The organism is Aestuariibacter sp. A3R04, assembly GCF_018860805.1.
Taxonomy (GTDB): Bacteria; Pseudomonadota; Gammaproteobacteria; order Enterobacterales; family Alteromonadaceae; genus Alteromonas.
The window spans coordinates 671,979-696,826 of sequence record NZ_JAHKQR010000003.1 but is presented as its reverse complement, the minus strand read 5'-3'; the positions used below and the strand labels follow the sequence as shown (position 1 = coordinate 696,826).

At 47.0% G+C, this 24,848-nt stretch carries 18 protein-coding genes; 4 read left to right on the top strand and 14 right to left on the bottom strand.

All coding sequences use genetic code 11. The features are described 5' to 3' along the window. Positions 1 to 42: 42 nt before the first annotated feature. The 3 genes from KO518_RS07800 to glyA all read right to left on the bottom strand — a co-directional run bounded on the left by KO518_RS07800 (position 43) and on the right by glyA (position 5,373). Positions 43 to 2,547, bottom strand: coding sequence for a TonB-dependent receptor (locus KO518_RS07800; protein ID WP_216025256.1), 2,505 nt, complete (start codon positions 2,545 to 2,547; stop codon positions 43 to 45). A 365-nt stretch (positions 2,548 to 2,912) separates the two neighbouring features. Beyond that, on the bottom strand, positions 2,913 to 3,938 hold the full coding sequence (locus KO518_RS07795; RefSeq protein ID WP_216025255.1) for a LacI family DNA-binding transcriptional regulator: 1,026 nt from the start codon (positions 3,936 to 3,938) through the stop codon (positions 2,913 to 2,915). Positions 3,939 to 4,116: 178 nt separating this feature from the next. Further along, on the bottom strand, positions 4,117 to 5,373 hold the full coding sequence (gene glyA / locus KO518_RS07790; protein ID WP_216025254.1) for a serine hydroxymethyltransferase: 1,257 nt from the start codon (positions 5,371 to 5,373) through the stop codon (positions 4,117 to 4,119). A gap of 128 nt (positions 5,374 to 5,501) precedes the next feature. On the opposite strand from glyA, the gene KO518_RS07785 reads away from it, so the two are divergent. After that, on the top strand, positions 5,502 to 6,356 hold the full coding sequence (locus KO518_RS07785) for a LysR substrate-binding domain-containing protein (protein WP_216025253.1): 855 nt from the start codon (positions 5,502 to 5,504) through the stop codon (positions 6,354 to 6,356). Positions 6,357 to 6,544: 188 nt separating this feature from the next. Here the strand turns inward: KO518_RS07785 and KO518_RS07780 are convergent, their stop codons facing one another. From KO518_RS07780 to upp, 4 genes are all read right to left on the bottom strand, one after another. After that, positions 6,545 to 8,143 carry a peptidase dimerization domain-containing protein gene (locus KO518_RS07780; RefSeq protein WP_216025252.1) on the bottom strand — a complete coding sequence of 533 codons (1,599 nt, stop codon included), beginning with the start codon at positions 8,141 to 8,143 and terminating at the stop codon, positions 6,545 to 6,547. A 58-nt stretch (positions 8,144 to 8,201) separates the two neighbouring features. Beyond that, positions 8,202 to 9,818, bottom strand: a complete 1,617-nt coding sequence (locus KO518_RS07775) for an amidohydrolase (RefSeq protein WP_216025251.1) — start codon at positions 9,816 to 9,818, stop codon at positions 8,202 to 8,204. Positions 9,819 to 9,830: 12 nt separating this feature from the next. After that, the gene (locus tag KO518_RS07770; RefSeq protein ID WP_216025250.1) at positions 9,831 to 12,650 is read right to left on the bottom strand and encodes a TonB-dependent siderophore receptor; all 2,820 of its coding nucleotides are present in this window, start codon (positions 12,648 to 12,650) and stop codon (positions 9,831 to 9,833) included. Between the two features lie 721 nt (positions 12,651 to 13,371). Beyond that, positions 13,372 to 14,001 carry a uracil phosphoribosyltransferase gene (upp, locus tag KO518_RS07765; RefSeq protein ID WP_216025249.1) on the bottom strand — a complete coding sequence of 210 codons (630 nt, stop codon included), beginning with the start codon at positions 13,999 to 14,001 and terminating at the stop codon, positions 13,372 to 13,374. A gap of 297 nt (positions 14,002 to 14,298) precedes the next feature. On the opposite strand from upp, the gene KO518_RS07760 reads away from it, so the two are divergent. Both KO518_RS07760 and KO518_RS07755 read left to right on the top strand, forming a co-directional pair. Beyond that, complete coding sequence (locus KO518_RS07760) at positions 14,299 to 15,594, top strand: M20/M25/M40 family metallo-hydrolase (protein WP_216025248.1); 1,296 nt, start codon at positions 14,299 to 14,301, stop codon at positions 15,592 to 15,594. 21 nt (positions 15,595 to 15,615) lie between these two features. Next, on the top strand, positions 15,616 to 17,160 hold the full coding sequence (locus tag KO518_RS07755; RefSeq protein ID WP_216025247.1) for a S10 family peptidase: 1,545 nt from the start codon (positions 15,616 to 15,618) through the stop codon (positions 17,158 to 17,160). A 246-nt stretch (positions 17,161 to 17,406) separates the two neighbouring features. Here KO518_RS07755 and minE read toward each other — a convergent pair whose 3' ends face one another. From minE to KO518_RS07725, 6 genes are all read right to left on the bottom strand, one after another. Next, entirely contained in the window at positions 17,407 to 17,661 is a 255-nt protein-coding gene (minE, locus tag KO518_RS07750) for a cell division topological specificity factor MinE (protein WP_216025246.1), read from the bottom strand. Next, positions 17,661 to 18,470: a septum site-determining protein MinD gene (gene minD, locus KO518_RS07745; protein ID WP_216025245.1), complete on the bottom strand. Its 810-nt coding sequence runs from the start codon at positions 18,468 to 18,470 to the stop codon at positions 17,661 to 17,663. The genes minE and minD overlap by 1 nt, the downstream gene beginning before the upstream one ends. 29 nt (positions 18,471 to 18,499) lie before the next feature. Beyond that, complete coding sequence (gene minC / locus KO518_RS07740; RefSeq protein WP_216025244.1) at positions 18,500 to 19,249, bottom strand: septum site-determining protein MinC; 750 nt, start codon at positions 19,247 to 19,249, stop codon at positions 18,500 to 18,502. A gap of 197 nt (positions 19,250 to 19,446) precedes the next feature. Then, positions 19,447 to 20,850 carry a zincin-like metallopeptidase domain-containing protein gene (locus KO518_RS07735; RefSeq protein WP_216025243.1) on the bottom strand — a complete coding sequence of 468 codons (1,404 nt, stop codon included), beginning with the start codon at positions 20,848 to 20,850 and terminating at the stop codon, positions 19,447 to 19,449. A 255-nt stretch (positions 20,851 to 21,105) separates the two neighbouring features. Beyond that, complete coding sequence (locus tag KO518_RS07730) at positions 21,106 to 22,980, bottom strand: DUF885 family protein (protein ID WP_216025242.1); 1,875 nt, start codon at positions 22,978 to 22,980, stop codon at positions 21,106 to 21,108. A 110-nt stretch (positions 22,981 to 23,090) separates the two neighbouring features. After that, positions 23,091 to 23,306, bottom strand: coding sequence for a hypothetical protein (locus tag KO518_RS07725; protein WP_216025241.1), 216 nt, complete (start codon positions 23,304 to 23,306; stop codon positions 23,091 to 23,093). Between the two features lie 285 nt (positions 23,307 to 23,591). Between KO518_RS07725 and KO518_RS07720 the strand changes: the two genes are divergently transcribed. Further along, the gene (locus KO518_RS07720) at positions 23,592 to 24,245 is read left to right on the top strand and encodes a nitroreductase family protein (RefSeq protein ID WP_216025240.1); all 654 of its coding nucleotides are present in this window, start codon (positions 23,592 to 23,594) and stop codon (positions 24,243 to 24,245) included. A gap of 58 nt (positions 24,246 to 24,303) precedes the next feature. Here KO518_RS07720 and gloA read toward each other — a convergent pair whose 3' ends face one another. Continuing rightward, positions 24,304 to 24,834, bottom strand: coding sequence for a lactoylglutathione lyase (gene gloA, locus KO518_RS07715; RefSeq protein WP_216025239.1), 531 nt, complete (start codon positions 24,832 to 24,834; stop codon positions 24,304 to 24,306). Between the last annotated feature and the right edge of the window lie 14 nt (positions 24,835 to 24,848).

Below are 24,848 nucleotides of genomic sequence, written 5' to 3'. Positions count from 1 at the left end.
TAAAAAAGCCCGCATCTTGCGGGCTTTTTTAACTTTCATCAATCAATCGAACAAATACTTCATTGAAAGCACGGTCGTGCGTCCGTTTAGAGGCCGGGCCCTGATGTAACTACCTACCGCAGCAGAGCGCTCCTCCGACTCCGTAATAACGAACTCATCAGTGGCATTGTTAACGTTTAAAGACACTGAAAACTGATCGTTTACCCAGTAGGTGGCAAACAAGTTCACAATATTGTAAGCGTCTTGTTTGAGGTCGTTATTGTCCTGAACATAGTATTCAGTTGAGCCTTGCAACGATGCTCCTGCTGACCAAAAGTCCGTAACGTACTCAGGCGTAATCGTCCATATCCAGTCAGCCTGACGCCGTGGCGTGTTCCCCACCAACTCTGGCTCATTTACGTCTTTGCTGATTTCGGCATCTGTCCACGTCAGGTTACCGGAAACCACTATATTGTCTGTCGCATTCCAGCGACCTTCGAACTCCAACCCTGTTGCTTCATACTCGCGCATGAACGTCAAACCACTGGTCACTTCAGCCTGTGTATCCTCGGTTACAGTGTCAAACAAGGTGGCATTTAACATTAGGCCCCGGGTCCCGTATTTGTAGCCAATCTCTAATTGTTTGGTAGTATCAAAACCAGTGGTGGTACCTGTCAGACTGCCATCTCCATTGAGCGTACCGCCAATTTGCAGCAATCTGTCGGCAAGTGCCCTGCCCCCTTTTGAATACCGTGCAAAAATAGTTTGGCTATCGCTAAGCAAGTAGGAACCACCGAGAGAGTATGAAGTATTGCTAGCCGTGTAATCTACGATTTGCGATGTTGCGCCGGCCCGGTTGAGGTTAATCACCCCACCACTAATAAAACCGCTATTTTGCGCCGAAGCATCTTCAATCTGTTCAATCACTCCATTGCCATTTAAGTCAAAATCGGCATTACCACCGCAACAGGCACTGATGAGTTCACCTGAAGCATCAACCGTATCATGACGTACCGATGCGTCAATGAGAATATTATCCGCCAGCTCAAAACCAATATTCAAATACGGCGCTTTGGTGACGTAGTTTAGATCCCACTCCCACGACAGAAAGCTTGCGGAGAGCAACCCGTTTTCCACTAATGCTGTACCATCGGCATCAGTGATATTCAACAACTGCGAATTCGAACCATCCAGGGTTTGAATGAAAGTCTGCCAACTGGACCAACTGGTAGCAATATCCTGATTTGAGTAATAATAGCCCACGGTGAGATCTACACCATTATCAAATTCTTTGCGCAAACTGAAATCATTGATCATATTCCCTAAATCATTAATACGCGTATCGAACTGAAGGTTGGTAAATGCCTGCCCCGCATACACGTCTCCGGCATTTGGCCCGTTTGCAAGTGTCACCGTTGTGCTATCACAATTCAGCGCATTGCCGTTTCCGTCCAGGGCGCCATCACACAACGCGGTAGCAAAGTTAGATACATCGCCCGGCCCAGATGGGAAACCATCTGTAAATGGAGCGATAAAACCACCCGAAATATCTGAAATCCTGAATTTATTTAGAAGAAAGAGTGAGTCGGCAACCTCGAGGTCAACTTCAACGCCAAATGAACTCACTTTTGATTCTATGCCATCTCTTACGTCGCGGTTTTCAGGATTACCGTAGCTATCAAAAGTCGAGATATTCGTATTGTATGCCGAGTTTAGCGCCTGAGTGCTGGCGTCAAACCCCGGAACAGGACCAAATTCACCGTTGCTTTTCACAAGTACTGGTGAGGGCAGGTAGGTAGATACCTTATCGTCAAGGTTTTTGTAATAGAAACGAATATGGCCATTGTCCAACAACTTGGTGATGTTCATTTTTATCTGACCACCTTTGTCGCCTTCATAGCCTGTATCACGAGGCCCTTCTCCCCCTCTTGCGAAGCCAGCAATGTGATAATACAGATCATCGCTGATTTCTCCGCCGTAGCGAAAATCTAAACGCATCTCGTCGTAATCTACACCAAATGAGGTACCAATAGCACCACCACCAATTTCGCCCGTGTTGCTGATCATGTTTATAACACCGCCTGGAGAGTTGCTGGCGAATGTTGACGCTGATCCGCCCCGAATGGCTTCTACGTTTGCCACTGACCAATCGTAGCGAAGGAAGTTATCTGCGTTACCGAAGTTGATATCGCCATATTCGAGTACTGGTAGTCCGTCTTCGTGAATCTGCAGGAACTTCGAGCCGCCCGTGGCAAGAGGAATACCTCGGATGGTAATGTTGGCGTTACCACCACCACCGGAAGATTCTGCGCGAATGCCTGGTAGCGCTCTAAATACTTCTGCCGTAGAACGCGGTGCGAGCTTAACGATGTCATCTTCGTTAAATGAACTCACCGACACGCTGGCTTCCTGCATTGTTGCCCCTCCAGGGGTTGCAGTCACCACAATTTGTTCGTATTTCGCTTGATCCTGGCCAGCAGGTTCGGTGTTGTCCTGAGCAAAAACTGGGCTTACTACAACGCTGCCGATAGCCAGCGCTAATTGACTAAATGCGTATCGTTTATTCATGATTTCTCCAGAAAGGCCTTTATGGTTTAAAGTTTCTCACTGCGATTATTGCTGTCACATTTTTATTTCTTTGTGATAATGATAACTTAATCGTTTAAGTAATGTAATATAAAAACCCATGTCTGTAAACGAGTTGTAAAGTAAAAAGAGTATTAAAACATTAAAAACAAAAAATAAGATATAAAAATCAATACCTTGATTTTATATAATTTAATATTTGTTAATATCTCAGTAGCAGAGAAATCTTACTCGATTAAGATTTCGCATAAAAAACAGTTATGCTTTTACAGACAATATAGTGTAAGACACAGAGACCCGCCAAAAGATGGCGGGGAAAAGCTGAGGATGTGAATAAAAGAAGACGCCTAACCTGTTTCGCCTTCGAAAATGGTAAAGGGTAAAACAACGCTTTCTTTACTAAAAGAAAGAAAAAGTTCAGCAGCGCATTTGCCTTTATCCGTGCTGGATTGACTCACTGTAGTCAGTTGCGGGCGGGTTCTCTTCGCTTCGTCAATACCGTCAAATCCTGTAATTCTTAACGTTTGGGGGACGTCAACTTCCATGGATAACGCACATTGAAGTAATTCCAGAGCAATAATATCACTCATACACAAAATGGTGTGGGGACGCGGAGAAATACTCAGTACTTCTTTGGCCGCCTGCCGCGAATAATTCCCCCTACTTTCCGGTATGTGCCAAATCAGTTCGTTGTTAATTTTACAGCCCTTTTCTTTCATCGCGCGCTTATAGCCATCGAGCCGTCGGTGAGAAATGGCTGTGGCGGTGTCAAGCAATGGACTGTCGTACACGCGACACGTGGTTGGCGAGTCAATGAGTTTCAGCCCTAAAATGGCGACATCATCACCTGCCCTTATGGCGTGCTTAGCTATCTGATAAGCTGCCGCTTCGTTGTCTATGTTAACCGAGGGCCAGTCCCCGAGATCAAAATCCACGGTAACCACAGGCTTGTCTTGTTGATTCAGTTCTTGACCTAGCACTGGATTTTCCGGCGCTCCATAGCAAATGAAACCGTCAACAAAATCGACGATTTCAGAGACGCTCTCTGCATTACCGGCATAGAGTAACAAATGCTTACCAGCGTCTTGCAATACTGAGGAAACCCCTTTAATAAACATACTGGCAACAGGATCACTCACCATATATTCGATGTTATCTGCAAGCACCAAGGCGACAATACTAGAATGCCCTTTGCGCAAAATTTGTGCTGCTTTGTTTGGCCCGCTGTAGCCTATTCTCTTGCAGGCAGATAAAATTTCCTCCCGTTTAGCCGCCGAGAGCTGATCGGGTCTGTTAAATGCGTTAGAAATTGTAGCAGTGGACACGCCTAGCTGAAGCGCTACATCTTTTAAAGTAAGCTTGTTCTTTTTCATTAATTCACTTGAAGACTAGATAGAAAATGCAGGCTTGGATACCAATAAATGGCAACACTTAATCGTTTAATGATAATTAATGCTATCACGATGTGAAGGCAGTTGGTGAATTTTTTGCGGCTGAAGAGAGCCGGTGATAGCAAGGTCACCGGCCAGTTTTCCTGTTTCGGAGTCACACCTATATGCAATAGACCGGACGGGAACGCGTAAGTCCGGCCACCAATGCTTTCACCTTATCGCGTATTTCTTCACTTTCTGGTTGTTCAAGCACATCGCATATCCAGTGAGTAAGCTGCTCACACTCATGCAGAGTAAACCCTCTTGATGTCACTGCCGGCGTACCAATCCGGATCCCACTGGTAACAAACGGCGATTGGGGATCGTTAGGAACCGTGTTTTTATTCACGGTTATATTTACCGCATTCAACAAAGCATCCGCTTGTTTACCTGTCATCTGTTTATCAACCAGACTCAATAGAAACATGTGATTATCTGTGCCACCGGATACCACAGAAAACCCGCGAGCGATAAAGGTATCAGCCATGACTCTGGCATTGGCAACCACGTTTTTCTGATAAGAGGTAAACTCATCTGTCATCGCTTCTTTAAATGCCACTGCCTTAGCCGCAATAACATGCATCAGTGGTCCGCCCTGAATGCCCGGGAAGATCAGTGAATTCAGTTTCTTTTCCAACTCAGGGTGTCCTTTACATAAAATAAGACCACCACGAGGCCCCCGCAGTGTCTTATGGGTGGTTGATGTCACCACATGAGCAGCATCTATTGGACTGGGGTATTCCCCTGCCGCCACCAGACCGGCAACGTGCGCCATATCTACTAGCAGGAATGCCCCAACTTCATCAGCAATATCCCTAAATCGCTGCCAGTCAACCACGCGGGAATAGGCAGAAAAACCAGCGACAATCATTTTTGGTTGGTGAGTTCTCGCCAGACTACGTACCTGCTCGTAGTCAATTTTTCCGGTGTCAGCATTCAAACCGTACTGCACCGCATTGTACAACTTACCAGAGAAATTCGGCTTGGCGCCGTGTGTCAAGTGACCACCGTGATCCAGGCTGAGTCCCAAAAGGGTATCACCTGGCGATAATAACGCCATGTAGACAGCGGCATTTGCTTGAGAACCTGAATGGGGTTGCACATTGGCGTAATCTGCGTGAAATAGCGCTTTCGCTCTGTCTATGGCCAATTGTTCAGCGACATCTACCGCTTCGCACCCCCCGTAATAGCGTTTAGCGGGATAACCTTCAGCATATTTATTTGTCAGTTGACTCCCCTGTGCAGCCATCACCGCCTGACTGGTGTAATTCTCCGAAGCGATAAGTTCAATGTGATCTTCTTGTCGAGTTGCCTCTTGTTCAAGTACCGCAGCAATATCTGGGTCGCACTGTTCGAGCGGGGTTAGTAACGAGTTCATTCTATCTCCATTGTGTTTTAGTTTTCTTTATGCTAGTTGTAGTACAAGAATAAATAAAATTAATAAAAACAATCGAACCATAAGTTTATAAAATAGGATTGCCTCCTATTTTCAGTAGGAGTGTAGGCATGAAAAATTTGTCCATCGACTTTCTTAGATCCTTTGTGACCATTGCGCAAACTGGCAGCTATACAGTTTGTGCAGAACGTCTGAAGCGAACGCAGCCGGCGATCAGCCTCCAAATTAAAAAGTTGGAAGACGTCGTAGGCGAGAAGCTGTTCTCTCGCGAAGGAAATCGCTTAACGCTGACCTTGGCGGGCAGTAAATTGTTAGAGTTCGGCATGAAAATTCTGATGTTGAACGACCAGGCGATGGCGGAATTCGGCCGTCCTCAGGTGAGTGGAAATATAAAGTTGGGTATACCCAGCGAGTTCTCGACCACCTTGATGCCGAAAATTATACGCCGGTTCACGCAATCCTATCCGGAAGTCTCTATGGAAGTGCACTGCGCTTTAAGCAAAGACTTATTATGTGAGCCGCTAAAAAATCAGTTTGACCTTATTTTGTCGTTGCAGGAACAGCCAGATCCGGACCAAGACGGTTACATTGTTACCGAACAGCTGGTTTGGGTAGGCAGCCAACGGTTTGTCAACAACCTGCCAGAGAAACTCCCTATTATTGCGGCCCCAGCCCCCTGCATTTACAGGAAGCGAGCTACCAATCTACTCGCGCAAAGTAAAAAGCAATGGCAAATAGTTTATACCATTGGTGATCTCAACGGCATTCAAACCGCCATCAATGAAGGGTTAGGAATAACCGTTCTGGCAAAAAGTACTGTGCCCAATGGATTACATGTTCTGTCTGCCTCACAGTCGTTGCCCGAACTGGGTCAAATTGGCGTGTGTTTGGTCAATCCACAAAAAGTGCGCTCTGAGGCAATAGAGCTGCTGGCTAAAACCATCGTCACCGAACTGGCCACATAAAAAAAGGCAGCACAAAATGGCTGCCTGAAAACGCTCAACGGAGCACGTACACATGATTGCCCTCATGGGCATGTCAGGCCAGACAGGCAACCCCATCCGGCAGACCTGGTTGACCTAAGCCTGTTTTCCTGTAAAAAACAAACCCTGGCCATGCACTGCCACAAGCGATTCACGCTCGTGTCAGTAGCTTACTCGTCGCCTTTTACCATAGGGTAATTTATCCCCAGTTGTTCCAGATAAGTGTCATATTTTTCGGGGTCGTAATAAAACTTTCGCATCTTGTCCCGGTACCTGGCCATAATATCTTTATTTAGGTAAATTTGCGGTTCATCTCCGTCTCTTAACAATGACTCGTACTTGATGTCTTTGGTTTGAACATCATTAAAATACGCGTGCATTTCGGGTAACAAGTCCGGGTTGGTAAACAAATCGACCATATTCATCGCGTGAGCCTTCGCTCCGGCGATGATTCCCTTATGTGCAATGGGCGTCGCCATTGAAACCGCATTTGCCCAGTTGTGGCCAGGTAAATTGGGAATGTTGGACGGGTAAAGCATAAAAATTGTCGGCACATTCCAGGCAATATCGCCAACGTCGTCTGAGCCACCGCCGGTGAGTTTGTCCTGTGGAGGAGGTTCACGCATGGGCATGATTTTTTCTGGTAGCCCGATAACTTCTGCTCCGATTTCTTTTTGCAGGGCTCTGGCCAGTGTCACGTCAGCATCCGACCAAGTCGGCATGCCCACTTTCTTAATGTTCTCGTATGCCGCCAGCGCCAGCGGCTTATTAAAATGACCAGGCCAGGCAGTCCCCATAACAACAGAATCCCATGAAGTATTGCTCATTAGCGCTGCCCCTTCAGCCATCTTGTCACCCACTTCCCACAGTGCTTTAATGTGGGGGTAATCGGTTTCACGAAAAAAATACCAGGCAGTAGCTTTTGGCGGTACAACGTTTGGCTGATCCCCACCATCCACAATAACGGCATGTGTTCGTTGGGCAATGCGTAAATGCTCACGGCGATAGTTCATACCCACTGACATAAGTTCTACCGCATCCAATGCACTGCGACCACGCCAGGGCGAACCCGCACTATGGGCCGATTCTCCGTAGAAGTTGTATTTAACCGATACCATCCCTGACATACCGGGATTGCCGTAAAACGTACCGAAACCGCTGCCAACGTGGGAATACAAAACGGCATCAACGTTGTCGAAGTAACCGTCCCGCACATAATAGGCCTTAGTGGCCAATTGCTCTTCTGCCACACCTGGCCACAGCACAAGTGTGCCTTCAATGCCGTTGGCACTCATATATTCTTTCATCGCCAGCGCAGCGATAATATTCACGACCTGACCTGAATTATGCCCTTCACCATGGCCGGGCGCGCCTTCAACGATGGGGTCGTGATACGCTACGCCGGGCTTTTGCGAAGCTTTGGGGATACCATCTAAATCTGTGCCCAACGCGATTACAGGCTTTCCACTTCCCCAAGTGGCATACCAGGCAGTAGGAATACCGGCAATCCCCCGCTCTACCGCAAAACCGTGTTCTTCGAGGAAAGTAGTTAAGTACGCCGACGTTTCAATTTCCTGAAACCCCAGTTCACCAAAACTGAAGATCATGTCGTTCATGACCTGTGCCAACTTGGCTTGTTTATCAATTGTCGCAACCAGTTCGTCTTTAGCTGCCTCGCGTTGTTCAGTGGTAAACGTGGTGGCCTGCACTGCGGACACCAATACACCTGAAAACATTGCGAAACGGCACGCGTTAATCAATTTTTTCATACAACACTCCTGTCCACGGGCGCTGAGCTATCCCACCGCCTGTAGCTCGTAAGTTAGTTTATTCTCTGACTGTGGGATAAGACACGCCCAACTGTTCCATGTAGGTGTCGTATTTTTCCGGATCGTAATAATATTCAGACATATCGCCCTTGAACTCGGCCATAATGCCTTTGTTCAAATGTACGGCAGGTTTGTCCTGCGCTCTGAGCAAGGGGGTATAGGACGCGTCTTTTGTCTGAACGTTTTTGTAGTAATCCCATGCTCTGTCCATTAGTGCGTCATCGGTAAGTAAATCGAAAAGTGTAAGTGCCTGGGCTTTGGCACCAGCCACAATACCTTTGTGCGCAATGGGTGTCGCCATGGCAACCGCATTCGACCAATTGTGCCCGGGTAAATTGGGAATATTCGCCGGGTATCTAAGCGTGATGGTAGGTACTTGCCACGATATATCACCAATGTCATCTGAACCACCGCCGGTGAGTTTTTTCGGATCCGGTGGGTCACTCAATTCGCTGATCTCTGTACGCAAGCCCTCTGGTTCAACGCCGATTTCCTTCTGTAGCGCTTTTGCCAGGGCTATATCGTCTGCAGACCATGCTGGCATACCCACCAGCTTTATATTTTCATAAGCGTCTTCTGCCATCGCCTTGTTCATGTGTTGTGGCCATGCAGAACCAAGTACTACCGATTCCCAGGTAGTATTGGACATCATGGCGGCACCTTCGGCCATTTTGTCACCTATTTCCCACAGAGACTTAATGTGCGGATAATCGGATTCACGGAAAAAATACCAGCGACTCGCCACAGGAGGGACAACGTTTGGCTGGTCGCCACCGTCTACCACAATAGAATGGATACGTTGAGAAAGCCGCAAATGCTCCCGGCGATAACTCATTCCCACTTCCATGAGCTCTACAGCGTCCAACGCACTTCTGCCACGCCAAGGCGAGCCCGCACTGTGGGCTGATTCGCCATAGAAGTTATACTGAACCGATATCAACCCGTTTCCACGCCCCGTTCCCCAACTGGTGCTGAAGGAGTTTGATACATGGGAAAACAATACTGCATCAACATCTTCAAAATACCCGTCGCGTACATAATAGGCCTTGGTGCCAAGCTGCTCTTCAGCCACCCCGGGCCACACTTTGATCGTACCTGTCAGGCCATTCGCTTCCATGTATTCCTTAACCGCTAAAATAGCAATAATGTTAACGACCTGGCCGGAATTGTGGCCCTCCCCATGCCCAGGTGCACCTTCAAGAATAGGGTCGTGGTAAGCCACACCGGGCTTTTGAGATGCTTTGGGTATGCCATCAATATCTGACCCTAATGCAATAACCGGTTCGCCTTCTCCCCACGTAGCCATCCAAGCAGTTGGAATCCCCGAAATGCCCTCCTCTACGCTGAACCCGTTCTCTTTGAGGATATCAATGAGGTATTTTGACGTTTGATACTCCTGAAAACCCAACTCACCAAAACTGAAAATCATGTCGTTCATGACTTGTGCTTGTTTTGCTTTGCTATCAATGGCCTTGATTAGCGCTTTTTTTGCATCCATTCGCTCGTTTTGAGACATACTGGTAGCGGCCAGAGACGCGCTTGCAACGCCCGAGAGGGCCAGTGCAACAAGCGCTGTAAGCAATTGTTTATGAAACCTTTGTAATACGAGTGGCATGATAACTCTCCCTTATAATTCCAAACGGAAACCCACTTTGAACTGGCGACCTAACACGTCATATAAACTGCGATTCGTTGCCAGATAGCCAGGTCTGTTTTCTGAGCCTTGGAACGCCGGGTATGTCACCTCAGCAGGATCTGAATTCAGCAGGTTTCTCACTTGCATATACAGTTCCAGCGACCCGGTATCACCCATTGGTATTGACTTGGATGCATAAGCATCGAGGTAGATTTTCGCCGCCACCGTGTTATCGTTAATCGTATAATTTGGCGCAATACTCTCAGGGCAATTTGACGAACATTCAATGTACGCGTTACTCAACGTGCCTTCTGAAATACCTCGGGCGGTTAAGTCAAAACGCATGTCATCAAGGCTATAAGTCACAGATGCCCGATACTTCCAGTCCGGCGTACTGTTGGCAACAGATCCAGCCTGATCTATCGCCGTCACACCGTTATCAGTGATCGCCTCAAGGTAGTTTGTCGCAAGAAATCGAAGTTTAAAGTCACCTGGTGCACCGTCGATGATATCTGCAGTATCAAAACGATAGGTTAAGTCATAATCCACCCCTTTTGCCGTCATGGCATTGAGGTTTTCGTACAGCAAATTGATAGTTTGCAGGGTACCGCTTTCATCGTAAATCATGTTGTCACAGTAGCGTTGCACGCCGAATTCAACACAATATTCCGCTGTTGCATCAGCAGATACAAAGCTGATAACACCTTCAATTTCCACTTCGTAGTAATCGATGGTGGCAGAAAACCCCTCGAGGAACGACGGACGCAGTACCACCCCGAGTCCCCACGAATCGCCTTCTTCAGGGCTGACATTCGGGTTACCTTGCAAATTTTGAATCATTGGTACAGACGCACCGTTAATCGTTACTGAATTTGAGCGTGCCGTACCGGCGGCATACAATTCGGATAAATTTGGTGCCCGAATATCTTTTGAACGGGTCAGACGAAACGTGGCATCATCGATGGGAGACCAGGTCAATCCGGTTTTCCAAGTTGTTACGCCGCCAGATGTACTGTAGTCGGTGTAGCGAACCGCACCATTAAAATCAAGATCTTCCATTACCGGCACGAGTGCTTCGAGGTACGCTTCTTTTACGTTGTATGACCCCTCTGTCACTTTGTAGTTACCGTATTTCCAGCCAGTGGAATACTGTGAGTCAACCTCACCGTCCATTTCTTCACTGCGGTACTCCGCACCGAAGGCGATTGAAATCGGACCTGCCCAGCCCTCTAACTCATTGGTAGAAAAGTTAATGGCTGCTACATCTTGAATGAAAGACTGCTCTCTGCGAGGACGCCCAAGTACATAGTTAAGTGCTTCATCACTGGCGACACCCACACCAAGACGGTTCAAGGGCACGCAACCGTTACTGGGATCTGTTAGTGTGGAGCGGCAGACAATGTTACCCGTACCAGGGTCAACCACTGCATCGGTTGCTAACGTAAGTCTTGAAGAGTTGTAGGTTGATGTCATATGCTCATCGGTATTGGTTTTTCCATACTGGTAATAGGCATCCCAGTTGAAAAACTTACCCGCCAGCGTAAACTCTCCGTCGGCACCAACGACAATCCGGGTTGTATCTCGTTTGTTGTTACTACCTGATGCCGGCATATCCACGTTACTGGTATTCAGAGAAAAACTGTCTAGACCCAGTTCCGCCATTTGCGCTGATACAGAGGAGGGTAAATAAGCGTTATCTGCGTATATCGTTACGCCTTTGGAGGTCGGATTAATATAGTAGCTAAGGCCTTCATATTCCGCGTAGGACCCTTGCAAAAACACTTCTGTTTCACCAAACATCCAACTTAAGCGACCAAACAGGTTCTTTCTGTCAATCTCAGCTGCCAGGGAGTTCGTACCTATCATGCCCGAAGTCGTATATTGCCAGTCACCACCAATCATCCACTGGCCTGACACATCGCCGTATGCCAACTGCCCCGGAGCGCCGTCAACGCCAAAATACGTGCCTTCCAGAGGCCCGGATGCAATTAAACCACCCGGCGTGTAATTCGAGATACCAATGCCGTTTCCAACAAAATAAAAAGGCGCGCCATCGGAAGTATCCGGGTTTATCATCGCTACACTACCGTCCTCTGCGTACTCTCTGGTAGTATTGTGGATACCGTTGGCGTGAAAAGTTTCGCCACTTAACAACAGGTGACCGTCGCCATTTCCCAACTCTGTACCATATGTAAGCACGATTTTGTTGTTTTCTCTGTCACCGTAAGTTGTCTCGCCGTACTCCACCTCAGACTTAAATCCGGTATATTCTTTGTCGAGGATAAAGTTCACCACACCGCTGATAGCATCGGAGCCATAAACCGAAGATGCACCGCCGGTAACAATTTCCACTCGCTTAATCAGTGACTGTGGGAAGGTATTGGTATCGACCTGGCCGGTAGAAGCAGATACCACTGAGCGCTGGCCGTCGAATAACACCAACGTTCTGCCGGTTCCCAGTGCGCGAAGGTTCAGCGCAGCAATACCCGACGCACCATTACTCAATGAACCAGAGCTGGTAGACGCTGTAGAGCTCCCGGTAACCGATGGCATGGTGTTGACAAAATCCGCCACACTATTGGGAGCAAAGGTGTTGATATCTTCTTCTGACATAGAGGCCACTGGTGTCGGCGTGTCATAGCCATCACGAGAAACGCGCGAGCCAGTTACTTGAATGGATTCCATTTTTTTTTCATCAACGGCGCTATCCGTGCCTGATGATTGCTGGGCGAATACCGGTGCGCTAAGTGCACTGGTGATGGCCACCGCAAGCGTGAGCTTTTTGGTCCGTAACGTTACCTTTGCCTTCATAGTGTATTCCTCTGTTTAGTACTGTGCTTGCCGTAAAGCTGATTATTGTGATGCGTCCAATGACAGCTTTGGCGCGTGCTCTTTCAGCCGTGTCTAAATAAAAGACATTTGCACAAGGCGTACCTAATACACTGTTTTAAATAAATTTTATTGAAGAACGGTTTATTCCAACGGAATTTACATTTGAGAAATTAACTTTAAACTTTGGTTTTCAGCACCTTAGATCCATTCATCGCCGTTTTAACAATAGCTAAACATATAAAAATTATTTATTAAAAATAACAGTAGTAAATGTGAGAATAGATAATTCAATATATTGCATAATTATTTTTTATAACGAGATTAGTGAACCTTATACTTTTGATTGAGATGCACAGATTTAATGCAATGCAAATCACACTTAGCACGTAATATCAAGAAAAAATGTTACATCATAACAAAAGTCATAATGTGATAAATATGTCCTATAAAAAGAGGAATAAAAACAGATATCTCGACAAATAACACTGGGTAGCGGACAGTTTAGCGGTGAAAAAAACAGCATTTATGGATAGAATTATCACAGCAAAGAAAAGCGTAGAAGAAGAGTTCGCAGAGAAAGCAATTTGATAATAATGGTGCATGAATGCATAAATATTCACATTTGACGCACCATTTTGCTACATACCAGAGGGTGAATTTTAGTGCTCACCTCTCCAGTAAAGAAATAAAAGCCCGTCCGTCACCGGGTACCGAAGATTTTATCACCAGCATCACCCAAACCTGGCAGTATGTATCCTTTATCGTTTAGTTTGTCATCAATAGAGGCGGTAAAAATATCGACATCGGGGTGAGCGTCACACACGGCATTAATTCCCTCGGGCGCAGAAACCAAAAACAGCCCCATGATTTGCTCACAGCCTTTTTGCTTGAGCAGATCGATTGTGGCGATTAACGTGCCTCCGGTTGCCAGCATTGGATCAACAATGAGCGCTGTGCGCATGTCGATGTCTTTCACCACTTTGTCAAAATACGCCACGGGCTGCAGAGTTTCCTCGTCGCGATACAGTCCGACTACACTGATCTTTGCATTGGGAATTAAACGCAACACGCCATCTAACATACCCAGGCCAGCACGAAGAATCGGCACCACGGTTATTTTTTTGCCTTTTATTTTTTCCACATCCAGCGTATCTCCATTCCAACCTTCTATAGCGGATGTCTCTGTTGGCAGTTCTCTAGTGGCTTCATAAGTAAGCAAGTTTCCAACTTCACTGGCCAGCTCTCTGAAGTCTTTACTTGAAATGTTGGCTTCGCGCATAAGCCCAATTTTATGTTGAATTAACGGATGCTTGATTTCGAAAACGGCCACGGTTATCTCCTGTTTGTTGCCTTTGATCAAAGCCCATGGGTGACTTCGACGCCCGGAGGACGAAGGGGCTTTAGATGTCGTACTTGCGAGAACGTCCGATTTTGCGCCCTGCCCCACAGTATTTCAACTCTGGCGGGACGATTTCCCTGTTTCGGGCCACTAAATTCCATCTGAACGAGCGCGGGTAATCAAATCCTCTGTTTAGCCGAGAGATTAGGAGGTTAATCGACAACCCTTTGCCAGCCCGGTCCGTTGACAAGTACCGTCGCAGATAAACACACCACAGGGAACAACAATATGAAATTACAGACACTGCTCATCGGAGTTTGTCTATCCTCACTTAATGCAATGGCAGCAATAAGTAATAAAGAAGCAACCATGACCGCTTTCATTGACGAAAACCAAACACAAGCAGTGCAGTTGTTGGAAGAGATTGTAAATATAAACAGCGGCACCATGAACTTTGCCGGCGTAAAGCAGGTGGCAGATACCCTTATTCCGCAGTTTGAGGCTCTTGGCTTTGACGTTTCCTTTGAAGATGGCAGTGCCTTTGACCGCGCCGGGCATTTGGTGGCAATAAAAGCAGGGGGAACAGGGCCTCGCATTCTGTTGATTGGTCACCTAGACACTGTCTTTGAGCCAGAAAGTACTTTCCAACACTTTGAAAAGATTGATGACCACACCGCCCGAGGCCCCGGCATAGCGGACATGAAGGGGGGCAATATCATTATCTTACAAACCCTAAAGGCCTTACAGGCAGCCGGTGAACTCAAAGACATGAACGTCCACGTAGTAATGACCGGTGATGAAGAGTTAAGTGGGCGCCCCTTATCTTTGTCAAAAAAGGCACTTATTGACAGTGCTAAGTGGGCAGATATCGCCCTGGGGTTTGAAAATGGCGACGGCAACCCAAAAACAGCCAATATCTCAAGGCGCGGCTCAGTTGGTTGGACGCTCACCGTTAAAGGGGTACCTTCACATTCCTCACGAGTGTTTAGCGACAAAGTTGGCGCAGGAGCAATATACGAAGCATCCAGAGTACTGAACACCTTTTACAACGAACTAAGAAGTGAAGACTTACTTACATTCAACCCGGGTAAAATTATAGGCGGAACCACGGTCACACACGACCAAACAAGCAATAGTGGCACTGCGTTTGGCAAGAGTAACGTTGTAGCAGAAACCGCCATTGTCACCGGCGATATCCGCGCCATTTCAGAAACACAACTCAAACGAGTGAAACAAAAAATGCAATCTATTGTGAGTGACAGCTTGCCGCAGACCCACAGTACTATCACCTTTGCAGAAGGATATCCCGCTCTTGCGCCTACGGATGGCAACAAAGCGTTACTCAATCTTTACAGTAAAGCCAGTGAAGATTTGGGTCTGGGCGCCGTCGTAGCCGTAAATCCATTGAATGCCGGTGCCGCTGATGTATCCTTTACTTCAGCACACGTTGATATGGCTATTGATGGACTTGGCATGAGTGGCGCAGATGCCCATACCGTCAATGAAGTGGGGAATTTACGCAGCCTTGCATCACAAGCCAAGCGCGCAGCGCTGTTGCTATACCGGCTAAAAACACAAGAATAACCAACCAAATAAGGACAACTGATGAAAATTTCGCAAACGCTCTCTGCAGTAGGTTTTTGCATTGGGTTGATGTCTGTCTCCCTCACTTCCGTCACTGCAGCGCAGGAGTCAGAATCCTATAACCGGGCTATTCCGGTGGAAATGGCCAACACCACGGAACACAAAGCCACCATCAATGGCAAAAAAATCACTTACACCGCAACTGCCGGTATGCAACCTGTCTGGAACGAGGAAGGTCACCCAATAGCAACACTACAGTTCACGTACTACGAAAAGGCCAACGTGAAGAACAAGGAAAAACGTCCCTTGGTGATTAGCTTTAACGGCGGCCCCGGTTCGGCATCCGTCTGGATGCACATTGCTTATACTGGTCCTAAAATTCTCAATATCGACGAAGAAGGCTACCCACTGCAACCTTACGGTGTTAAAGACAACCCTTACTCTATCTTAGACGTTGCAGATATTGTGTACGTGAACCCAGTTAACACGGGTTATAGTAGAGTGTTGCCCGATAAAGAAGGAAAAATGCCAGGTAAAGATGAGCAAAAAAATCTTTTCTTCGGTGTTAATGCTGATATTGCCTACCTCGCTGACTGGTTAAACACATTCGTAAGTCGCCAAAACCGCTGGCGGTCACCAAAATTCCTCATCGGTGAGAGCTACGGCACCACCAGAGTATCGGGGCTGGCCAAAGCCCTACAGCAAAACCAATGGATGTACCTCAACGGCGTCATTCTTGTATCGCCTACTGAGCTGGGGATAGCCCGGGAAGGGACAGTGGAATCTGCCAATCGTTTGCCATATTTTGCTGCCGCAGCATGGTTCCACAATAAACTGGCACCTGAATATCAAAACATGGCACTGGAAGACTTTTTACCCCAGGTAGAATCTTTCACTCTAAACACTTTACTGCCAGCGCTGGCCAAAGGCGCATGGATAGACGAAGATGAAAAGCGAGCTGTTACCGCCCAATATGCTGCCTATTCCGGTTTGTCGACAACGGAAATTGAACAAAATAACCTGGACGTAAGTACGTGGTATTTCTGGAAAGCGCTGTTGAGAGATGAAGGTAAAACCATAGGGCGTTTAGACAGCCGATATCTTGGTATCGATGAAAAAGACGTAGGCGACAACCCGGATTACAACGCAGAATTAAGTGCGTGGTTACACGCCTTTACGCCGGCTATTAACGATTACCTTCGCAACGACCTCGGCTTCGTGACTGATACTAAATACAATATGTTTGGTCCGGTTCACCCATGGGACCGAGAAAACAATCATACCGGTGAGGACTTACGAGCTGCCATGGCGGAAAACCCTTTTCTAAAGGTCATGATTCAGTCTGGTTATTACGACGGTGCTACCAACTACTTCGATGCAAAATACACTATGACCCAGATCGATCGCAGCGGAAAAATGAAAGACCGTCTGCAATTTAAAGGTTATCGCAGCGGACACATGATGTATTTGCGCTACGAAGATTTAAAAGCGGCCAACGAAGACATTCGGGCGTTTATTGAAAGCGCAACCCCCAGTACGACTACACCGGCAAAATATCAGCGTTAGTAGTACTTACCTTTTTGTTCCCTTGCACCAAGTGTTAGCGGTCAAGGGAGCAAAGCACCGCTTTTTACTACCTGCAGAAGCTGATGTTGCCCCCTCCAGCGCGAATTTCAGTTCCCCTTAAACGGGTAACAGAGGTAAACCATATAAACATTCCGCACTGCACCTTTCAATGCGCGCAAAACTATCATTAAAAAAGCGCCAGCGGCGCTCTCTTATGGGATGAGAATACGGTGTCAATGCCCTGCCCTATCGATCAGGCAAGGTAATGTTGAGTTCCAATACACTGCAATCTTCACTGTTATCCAGTTGTACTGACACGTCGTCTTCTGCAATTTCCACGTACTTGCGGATAACTTGCAGAATCTCCTGTTGCATCATGGGAATATAATCAGGTTGAGTGCGTTTTCTGCGCTCGTGAGCAACGATGATCTGCAGCCGCTCTTTTGCAACGGCGGCAGTACTAGGCTTCCCCTTTTTCAGCAGATAATCGAATATTCCCATTACTTACCTCCTAATAAGCGCTTTAAGAATCCTTTTTTCTCAACATCGAGGAACCTGTGTTCAACCTTTTCCCCGAGTAAACGCTTCACGGCATCTGAGTAGGCTTGTCCGGCATTTGATGCATCGTCGAGAATAACAGGTGTTCCCTGGTTAGACGCTTTAAGTACCGCTTCTGATTCCGGGATCACGCCTAATAATGGCACAGCCAATATTTCTTCCACATCGGCCACACTTAGCATTTCAGCAGTCGCTACCCGGTGTGGATTATACCGGGTAAGCAGTAAATGCTCCTTTACCGACTTACCCTGTTCTGCACGCATAGACTTACTTTGCAAAATACCTAGAATCCGGTCGGAATCGCGAACCGAAGACACTTCCGGATTGGTAACCACAATAGCTTCATCCGCGAAGTACAACGCCATTTGCGCGCCTTGCTCGATCCCTGCAGGTGAGTCACAAATAATAAAATCATAGTCTTTTGAGAGATCATTCAATACTTTTTGTACACCTTCCATTGTAAGGGCATCTTTATCCCGGGTTTGTGAAGCCGGTAAGATATACAGGTTCTCGGTGCGCTTGTCTTTAATCAGAGCCTGGTTCAGCGTTGCTTCTCTATTGATAACGTTGACAAAATCATAAACCACACGGCGCTCACAGCCCATAATAAGATCAAGGTTTCGCAAACCGACGTCGAAATCAATGACCACGGTTTTATGCCCGGCCAGCGCCAGTCCTGTTGCAATGGCCGCACTGGAAGTTGTCTTCCCTACGCCGCCTTTGCCTGATGTAACTACAATTATTTTCGCCATTATTAATCCCCAAATTGCCGATACACGGGCTAGTTCAGTCCTTCGACCACGATTGTATCAGCGTCTAAATATGCTTGTGCCGGTTTCTTCCAACACTGTTGTTGTACGTTTTCCTGCATGACGAAGCGCCCTGCTATGGATATCAACTCCGCTTCCATATTTTGGCAAAACACCCGCGCCTGCTCATCGCCTTTTACTCCGGCCAGCGCTCTTCCACGTAATGTACCATAAACGTGAATATTTCCATCTGCGAGAATTTCTGCTCCCTCACTAACCGCGCCCAATATGATAAGATCAGCGCCTTCAGCGTAAACCTGCTGTCCGGACCGAACCGGACGGGAAATAATCTTCGCTGGCTTCCCTCTCTGATTTACTGGCGCAGTTGACGGGCTTTCTTGTTCTGCGGGCCTGCGCGTTGACGGTTCGACAGCTGCATCACTGACCGTTTTTTGTTCACCCAGCGGCCGCTCACTTAATTTACTCTGGCTGATATCCGACATACCAAGGTCGTTGATCGTTCGCTTCAGGGCTTCTGTATTCCCTTTTACTGCCATTGGTTGCAATTCATGGCGACGGCACAATGCAATCAGCAGTTCAAATTCAGTTACCGTAAGCGCAGAAGTTAAGTGAATGATTAGCGAAGAGCGGGTAAAAAAATGAGGGGCACTGGCAATCTTCGCAGCCAATTGCGTTTCAAACTCGTCGGGTTCAAAATGAAGCACTTCCAGTACAATACTGGTAAGTGTGGTGCCTTTCATGCGAAAGCACTGTTCTGACATGTAGCGCATCCTGAGTTATCGTTGTTATCTCGCGAGGGCGCGTTTCAACGCCCTGGAGAAAGAGACAATAACTCTACCAAAATTCAGGATCACAGCAACATAAAGCGGCCGCTTAAGACAACAAAAGACCGTTTTTTGAACAAAAAACAGTCTCTGTGATACAAACCGCCTTATTTACCGCGACAAATTGACCCCTGTCAGCTTTGCCGCTCATCTGGAAAAAGAAAATTACACACCCTGTTTGCGCACTCAGACGCTTCGGCTACGAAACGAAAGCGGGAATCGATGTCGAGGTCGTCAATCCAATTACCAATGCGTTGTACACTGGTTTGACAAGGTTTTCTGTCAAGACCAAAACGCACAGATAAATGTGCTGTAGCCACTTCACTCACCAGTGTAACAAAGGCGTCTTGTTGCACCGGAGAAGTTAGATGAGCCCCCGCGTTTACGCGGCTTTTATGTCCTGCCCAGCGCACAAACTCGGGAAGCAATGCCTGGTAGTATGCGTCAGTGAAATTTTTAGCGTACAGCCCTGTCTCCGGCGGCATTTCTATATAATCATCGTCCGCGACCCAATGCGCTTTGTCACCTTCGCGAATATCTACCCTTAATTGCTCTATTCTGTCCCGCAATGCAGACAATGGCGTGACGAAGCCCTCTTCATAGGGCAAGCCGCGGTAATCAACCAGGCAACTGGCATTGTACACCAACTGTACCTTTCGCCCCATCTGAGAACGGCCTTCGTCGCCTTCGCCCAAAGACAACTCCTGGGAAGGCATGGAAAAATAGTGAAACACTGGAGCAGGCATTGCATTTTTGCGCAGTTTGAAGCCACATTTTTTCCACTGAAGCTTAGTGCCCCACAAGTTGCTGGTATAGCCGTAAGTTCTTGAGATAAGTGAAAGAATGAGCCAGCTCCACATTGAGTGATACGGCACTTTTGAACGTACGTTAAAGTGAGCCATCGGTTCTGGTTGTTCTATCCAGCGCAAAATACAATCACTGTCACGTTCGATCATGGCGTGTAAAATTTGATAATACTGGTGTTCGTCCAAGTCCCAGCTTTCGTGATTCAGTTCCACCACGTCAGCAAGGGTCTGGCAACCGGCTACCGGATGTCGCCGCAAAAAATAGTACAAACTTTTGGCGGAGACCACGTCTTTCTTTACAATATCCAAATCGTTGATGTACATCACCCAATAATGAAGTTCACCCAGTAATCTGAGCATCTCATCACGGGTCACGTCCTGCCATTGCCCGGGAGCCTGTAAATCGAAAACCTTGCTAACCAAAGTATCACTGTGAGCACAGGCTATTTTTTCCAGAATAGCTTGATAGGACAAGCCCAAAGAATCCTCTATGTTGGCGATTTGCTTACTGATATTGCTTAAATTCGACACGCTCGCATCCAGACTGCGGTCATGACCGAGAAAGTGGATGGGTCGGCTACAGGTCGCAGTCTGTGCTAAAAAATGATGAAATTGATCACTGCCATTGTATTTCGCAGACATCTTAAGCAGCGTTTGCGGGCTGCTTCCCGTTGCCAGAGAATACTCCAGCTGAACGGGATAACTATTGCGAAACTGTGAAAGGGTCAACATATCCAACATCCTTCTCTCAATGGTTCAGAAAGCTCTGCACAGTACGAAAAAACCGAGCTGCTGGCTTTCTGATTTTTAAGAAGTGTAGCTAACTCACTTTTCCTGTTCGATATGGAAAATGATAATCAGATGTGTAAGTTGATAAGTACTTCATACCTAAAATTTTGGCCCTAAGCCAGATTTCCACTTACGCCATGAAAAAAGGCCTCTGAAATCAGAGGCCTTCTGTACAACTTAAAAATAGTGGGGTTGAAATTATTTCTGTCGTTCAATCCAGTGTACTACTTGCTTTTCTACCAGCGACATTGGTCGCGCACCGGAAAGTAACATCACGTCATGAAGTTCTCTAATGTCATAATTGTCACCAAGAGTCATTCTGGCTCGTTTTTCCAACTCAATGAACTTCAACATGCCAAGCTTATACCCCAGAGCCTGACCGGGCCACGCCATGTAGCGTTCAACCTCAGGTACCACATCAGACAATGATGTTCCTGTAGTTTTGTGAAAATAATCAATGGCCTGTTCCCGGGTCCAGTGCTTTCGATGCAATCCGGTATCGACCACCAAGCGCACTGCCCTGTATAGTTCAGCTTGCAGACGCCCTAAATTTCCCAATGGATCATCGTCATACATACCCATATACTCACTGGCAACAAATTCCGAATACAATGCCCACCCCTCCACATAGGCATTATAGGGTGCATTTTGACGCATAATACCGATATCCTTTTGCGCCATATTCAACGCAAGCTGAAAGTGATGACCGGGCACAGCCTCGTGATAGGTTAGCGTTTTCAGACCAAATTTAGGCACTGCAGCCATGTCCCGTAAATTGATCCAGTATATGCCGGGCCGACTTCCATCCAGCGAAGGCGAAGAATAAAAACCACCAGCCTCGCCCGCTTCAGAAACTGGGGGAATGCGACGCACCTCCACGGCCTGAGTTGGCATGGCGCCGTAAAATTCCGGTGCTTTTGTAAGTATCTTGTTAATTTCCTCAGAGAGGTAATCCAACAGCGCCTGACGGCCTTCATCGTTGCCTGGGTAGACCTGTCCCGGTAAACTGGCAAGTGTCATCATTCGCTCTCCGACGGTACCGTCCTCAAAACCGTTAGTGCGAAGTATATCGTCCATTAGCGCAGTAATGCGGTCTACTTCATCGAGCCCAAGCTGATGTATTTCATCTGCCGTTAACGAAGAATCGCCAAGGAAACGAATTTGGTGTGTATAGAAATCATCCCCGCCGGGCTGAGACCAAATACCATCGTTGTTACTGGCAATTGTCTCATTTTCAAGTATCGCATCCCGGGCTCGGTTATAGGCGGGATAAACCACCGTAGTTACCCATTTTATCGCCTGCAACTGGTATGCCTTGCGTTGTTCCTCACTCAAACTGTCTATAGCGGCAATTTTGGTTACGAAGGTCCGTACGAGTTCGTGTTCCGGGGGGTCACTAGCGAGAAAACTGTTAAAAAACGCCAGGGTTTTAGGATGTAATTTCTTTGGAAGAACGATGCCCTTATTGGCATCAGCCTTAAATTTTGCTACCACATCATCAACAAATGCCCCCATGGTTTCTAAACGGGTTAGATAGGCTTCGATTTGCGCCTCATCGGTCACTGCCTGCTGTACTTGCATCAGTTTTGGCAAGTCGATAAGGGGCCCGGAAATCTGATTGATGATGTACGGAAGATGTCCCCCCCAGGTGTCAATATAACCTCCTGGAAAATGTTCGTCACCAGCGTAGTAGGCAAAGATATCTGCCAGTATCTGTTGATGAACCCGTTCACTTTCAGATAAACTTTCAGTTTGTATCGCACCTATTTTCTGGCTGGCTTCCCGCATACTTTGCTGAAAGGCTGCTGTACCTTGTTCGCTGTAATCGGGAAAACGGTGGTTATACGGCCCGCCAGCAATCTCTTCCTCAAGGGCGAGCATCGTAGAAAGCGCTGGTTGGTGGCGAAGAAAAACACCTGTGTATTTCACATCAGCTGTTTTTAATTGCTCTGCGGCGCTAGTTTTGCTAGTGAGTTGTTCAGTGCCCGGCATAGTATGACTGCCGGGAGGCTCGGAGCAAGCAGACAAACAACCTGCCCCAACAAAGGCAAAAATCAGTGTCTTAAAATTCATTGAGTTCTCTTTTTTTCATATTATCAAGACATTCTGCCTCAACATCGGGGAAATTACAGCCCACCATAAAAAGAAAGCCCCTGCGGGGCTTGTCTAAATGCGTTTTTGCATCAGGCGATGCGAAGTCTTTTATTCTTTACCGGCTTAGGAAAAGGATAGCTGGAATCGAGGATCACGTGACTGCCATCACGAAAAGCGTATTCCGTCAGGGTATCTGACAACGGCTGACACGACGAACAGGTGCGAAAACAATGCAACCAAATATGCGCACTATCCACACTGGTGGCGCGCTCTGCAAGTGTTGAAGGGGGGACTGATGATGTCATAATGGATCTCCAATTAAGCATCTTCTTTTGAAAACTGCCACAAAAGAGAACATAAAAAACCGAAAACCTATGGTAGACAAAAACGGCAAGAAGAAACTTGATCTGAACCAAGAAAGTTTTCAGTTTTAGTGTAGGCTCTAAGCAGATTTTTGCCATATAAATTGACTCTTTTTACATTTCCATCGCTTTTTCCCGAGGTTTCAACCCAGTAGCAAAAATGATGCTTTGGAAAGCGCAACAATGACCTCATTATTACACCGTGTTTGACCTATAGAAGGAGAAATCATGTCTCACCCGATTATCGATGATTTGAAGTCCCGGCATACCGTAAAGCAATACGATGCCAACCGAAAAGTACCGCGCGAAACCATGGATGTAATTTTAGAAGCGCTTCGCCTGTCCCCCTCTTCGATAAACTCTCAACCGTGGAAATTTATCGTGATTGAAAGCGACGAAGCCAAGCAGCGTTTTCACGACACCTTTGCCAATAAATTTCAGTTCAATCAGAAACATGCAAAGACAGCATCACATACTATTTTGTTTGCCTACAACCCAAAGTACAACCGGAGTGACTACAGCAGGGTAGTAGACAAACAAATTGCAGATGGCCGTGCCAAACCAGAAGACCGGGAAAAATTGTTTGGTAGTTTTGCATTTTCAGAGCTCAATACAGACCCTCAGGGTGTTAATGCTCCTTGGACAAAAGCACAACTGTACCTCGCCATGGGTAACGTTATGCACACCATAGCCAGACTCGGAGTGGACTGTACGCCTATGGAAGGCGTCGATAAAGATATGATTGGGGAATTGTTTGCCAAAGAGCTGAACGGTTATATCTGCGAAGTCGCCTTAGCCATTGGTTACAGCGATGCAGACGACTACAACGCCGCACTGCCGAAATCACGCTTAAATAAAGAAGACGTTATTACTGTCATCTAAAGCAAAGTTGGGCCGGCCACCCTTCGTGGCCTACCCAATGTCAGTTGGCAAGACGTGGTTAACCCAAACGACTCACCTGTTTCGCATCGAAAATTTCAATCCAATAGCCGTCCGGATCTTTAATAAACGCAATGTTATTCATTGCCCCATCTTCAGGCCGCTTTTGAAAGGGTACGTCTAATTCATCAAAACGCGCACACGCTGCCTTGAAGTCTGGCACGTGAAAACCAATATGACCAAACCCACGAGGGTCGCTGTTACCGTTGTGATATTGTGTAGTTTCTGCAGTGTCATCCCAGTTATGTGTCAGCTCCAGCATTGCCGGTCTACCAAAAGTCTGCGCTGTGCGCGTAGCAACATCATCACTAATATCTGAAAAGTCATCACCGGCGGCAAGAAAGTACAGGCTGAATTTCATCGATTCGAAATCCAGTCGTTTCAGTAAAGTCATTCCCATTACCCGGGTATAGAAATCCAGCGACCGGGCAGGATCTGCAATGCGCAACATGGTTTGATTAAATACAAACCCGTCTGTTGCAGGGTCCTTGTGTTCACAAAGGCCGTCTGCCTCATCAAAATGTCGACTCACGTTTTATTTCTCCC

Excerpts from the sequence above, each read along its gene's own strand:
- minC (WP_216025244.1), bottom strand. The coding sequence starts at position 19,249 with ATGTCAGAACAGTGCTTTCGCATGAAAGGCACCACACTTACCAGTATT.
- KO518_RS07770 (WP_216025250.1), bottom strand. The coding sequence starts at position 12,650 with ATGAAGGCAAAGGTAACGTTACGGACCAAAAAGCTCACGCTTGCGGTG.
- KO518_RS07800 (WP_216025256.1), bottom strand. The coding sequence starts at position 2,547 with ATGAATAAACGATACGCATTTAGTCAATTAGCGCTGGCTATCGGCAGC.
- minD (WP_216025245.1), bottom strand. The coding sequence starts at position 18,470 with ATGGCGAAAATAATTGTAGTTACATCAGGCAAAGGCGGCGTAGGGAAG.
- glyA (WP_216025254.1), bottom strand. The coding sequence starts at position 5,373 with ATGAACTCGTTACTAACCCCGCTCGAACAGTGCGACCCAGATATTGCT.
- KO518_RS07730 (WP_216025242.1), bottom strand. The coding sequence starts at position 22,980 with ATGAATTTTAAGACACTGATTTTTGCCTTTGTTGGGGCAGGTTGTTTG.
- KO518_RS07780 (WP_216025252.1), bottom strand. The coding sequence starts at position 8,143 with ATGAAAAAATTGATTAACGCGTGCCGTTTCGCAATGTTTTCAGGTGTA.
- KO518_RS07795 (WP_216025255.1), bottom strand. The coding sequence starts at position 3,938 with ATGAAAAAGAACAAGCTTACTTTAAAAGATGTAGCGCTTCAGCTAGGC.
- minE (WP_216025246.1), bottom strand. The coding sequence starts at position 17,661 with ATGGGAATATTCGATTATCTGCTGAAAAAGGGGAAGCCTAGTACTGCC.
- KO518_RS07720 (WP_216025240.1), top strand. The coding sequence starts at position 23,592 with ATGTCTCACCCGATTATCGATGATTTGAAGTCCCGGCATACCGTAAAG.
- KO518_RS07725 (WP_216025241.1), bottom strand. The coding sequence starts at position 23,306 with ATGACATCATCAGTCCCCCCTTCAACACTTGCAGAGCGCGCCACCAGT.
- KO518_RS07785 (WP_216025253.1), top strand. The coding sequence starts at position 5,502 with ATGAAAAATTTGTCCATCGACTTTCTTAGATCCTTTGTGACCATTGCG.
- KO518_RS07775 (WP_216025251.1), bottom strand. The coding sequence starts at position 9,818 with ATGCCACTCGTATTACAAAGGTTTCATAAACAATTGCTTACAGCGCTT.
- KO518_RS07755 (WP_216025247.1), top strand. The coding sequence starts at position 15,616 with ATGAAAATTTCGCAAACGCTCTCTGCAGTAGGTTTTTGCATTGGGTTG.
- KO518_RS07735 (WP_216025243.1), bottom strand. The coding sequence starts at position 20,850 with ATGTTGACCCTTTCACAGTTTCGCAATAGTTATCCCGTTCAGCTGGAG.
- KO518_RS07760 (WP_216025248.1), top strand. The coding sequence starts at position 14,299 with ATGAAATTACAGACACTGCTCATCGGAGTTTGTCTATCCTCACTTAAT.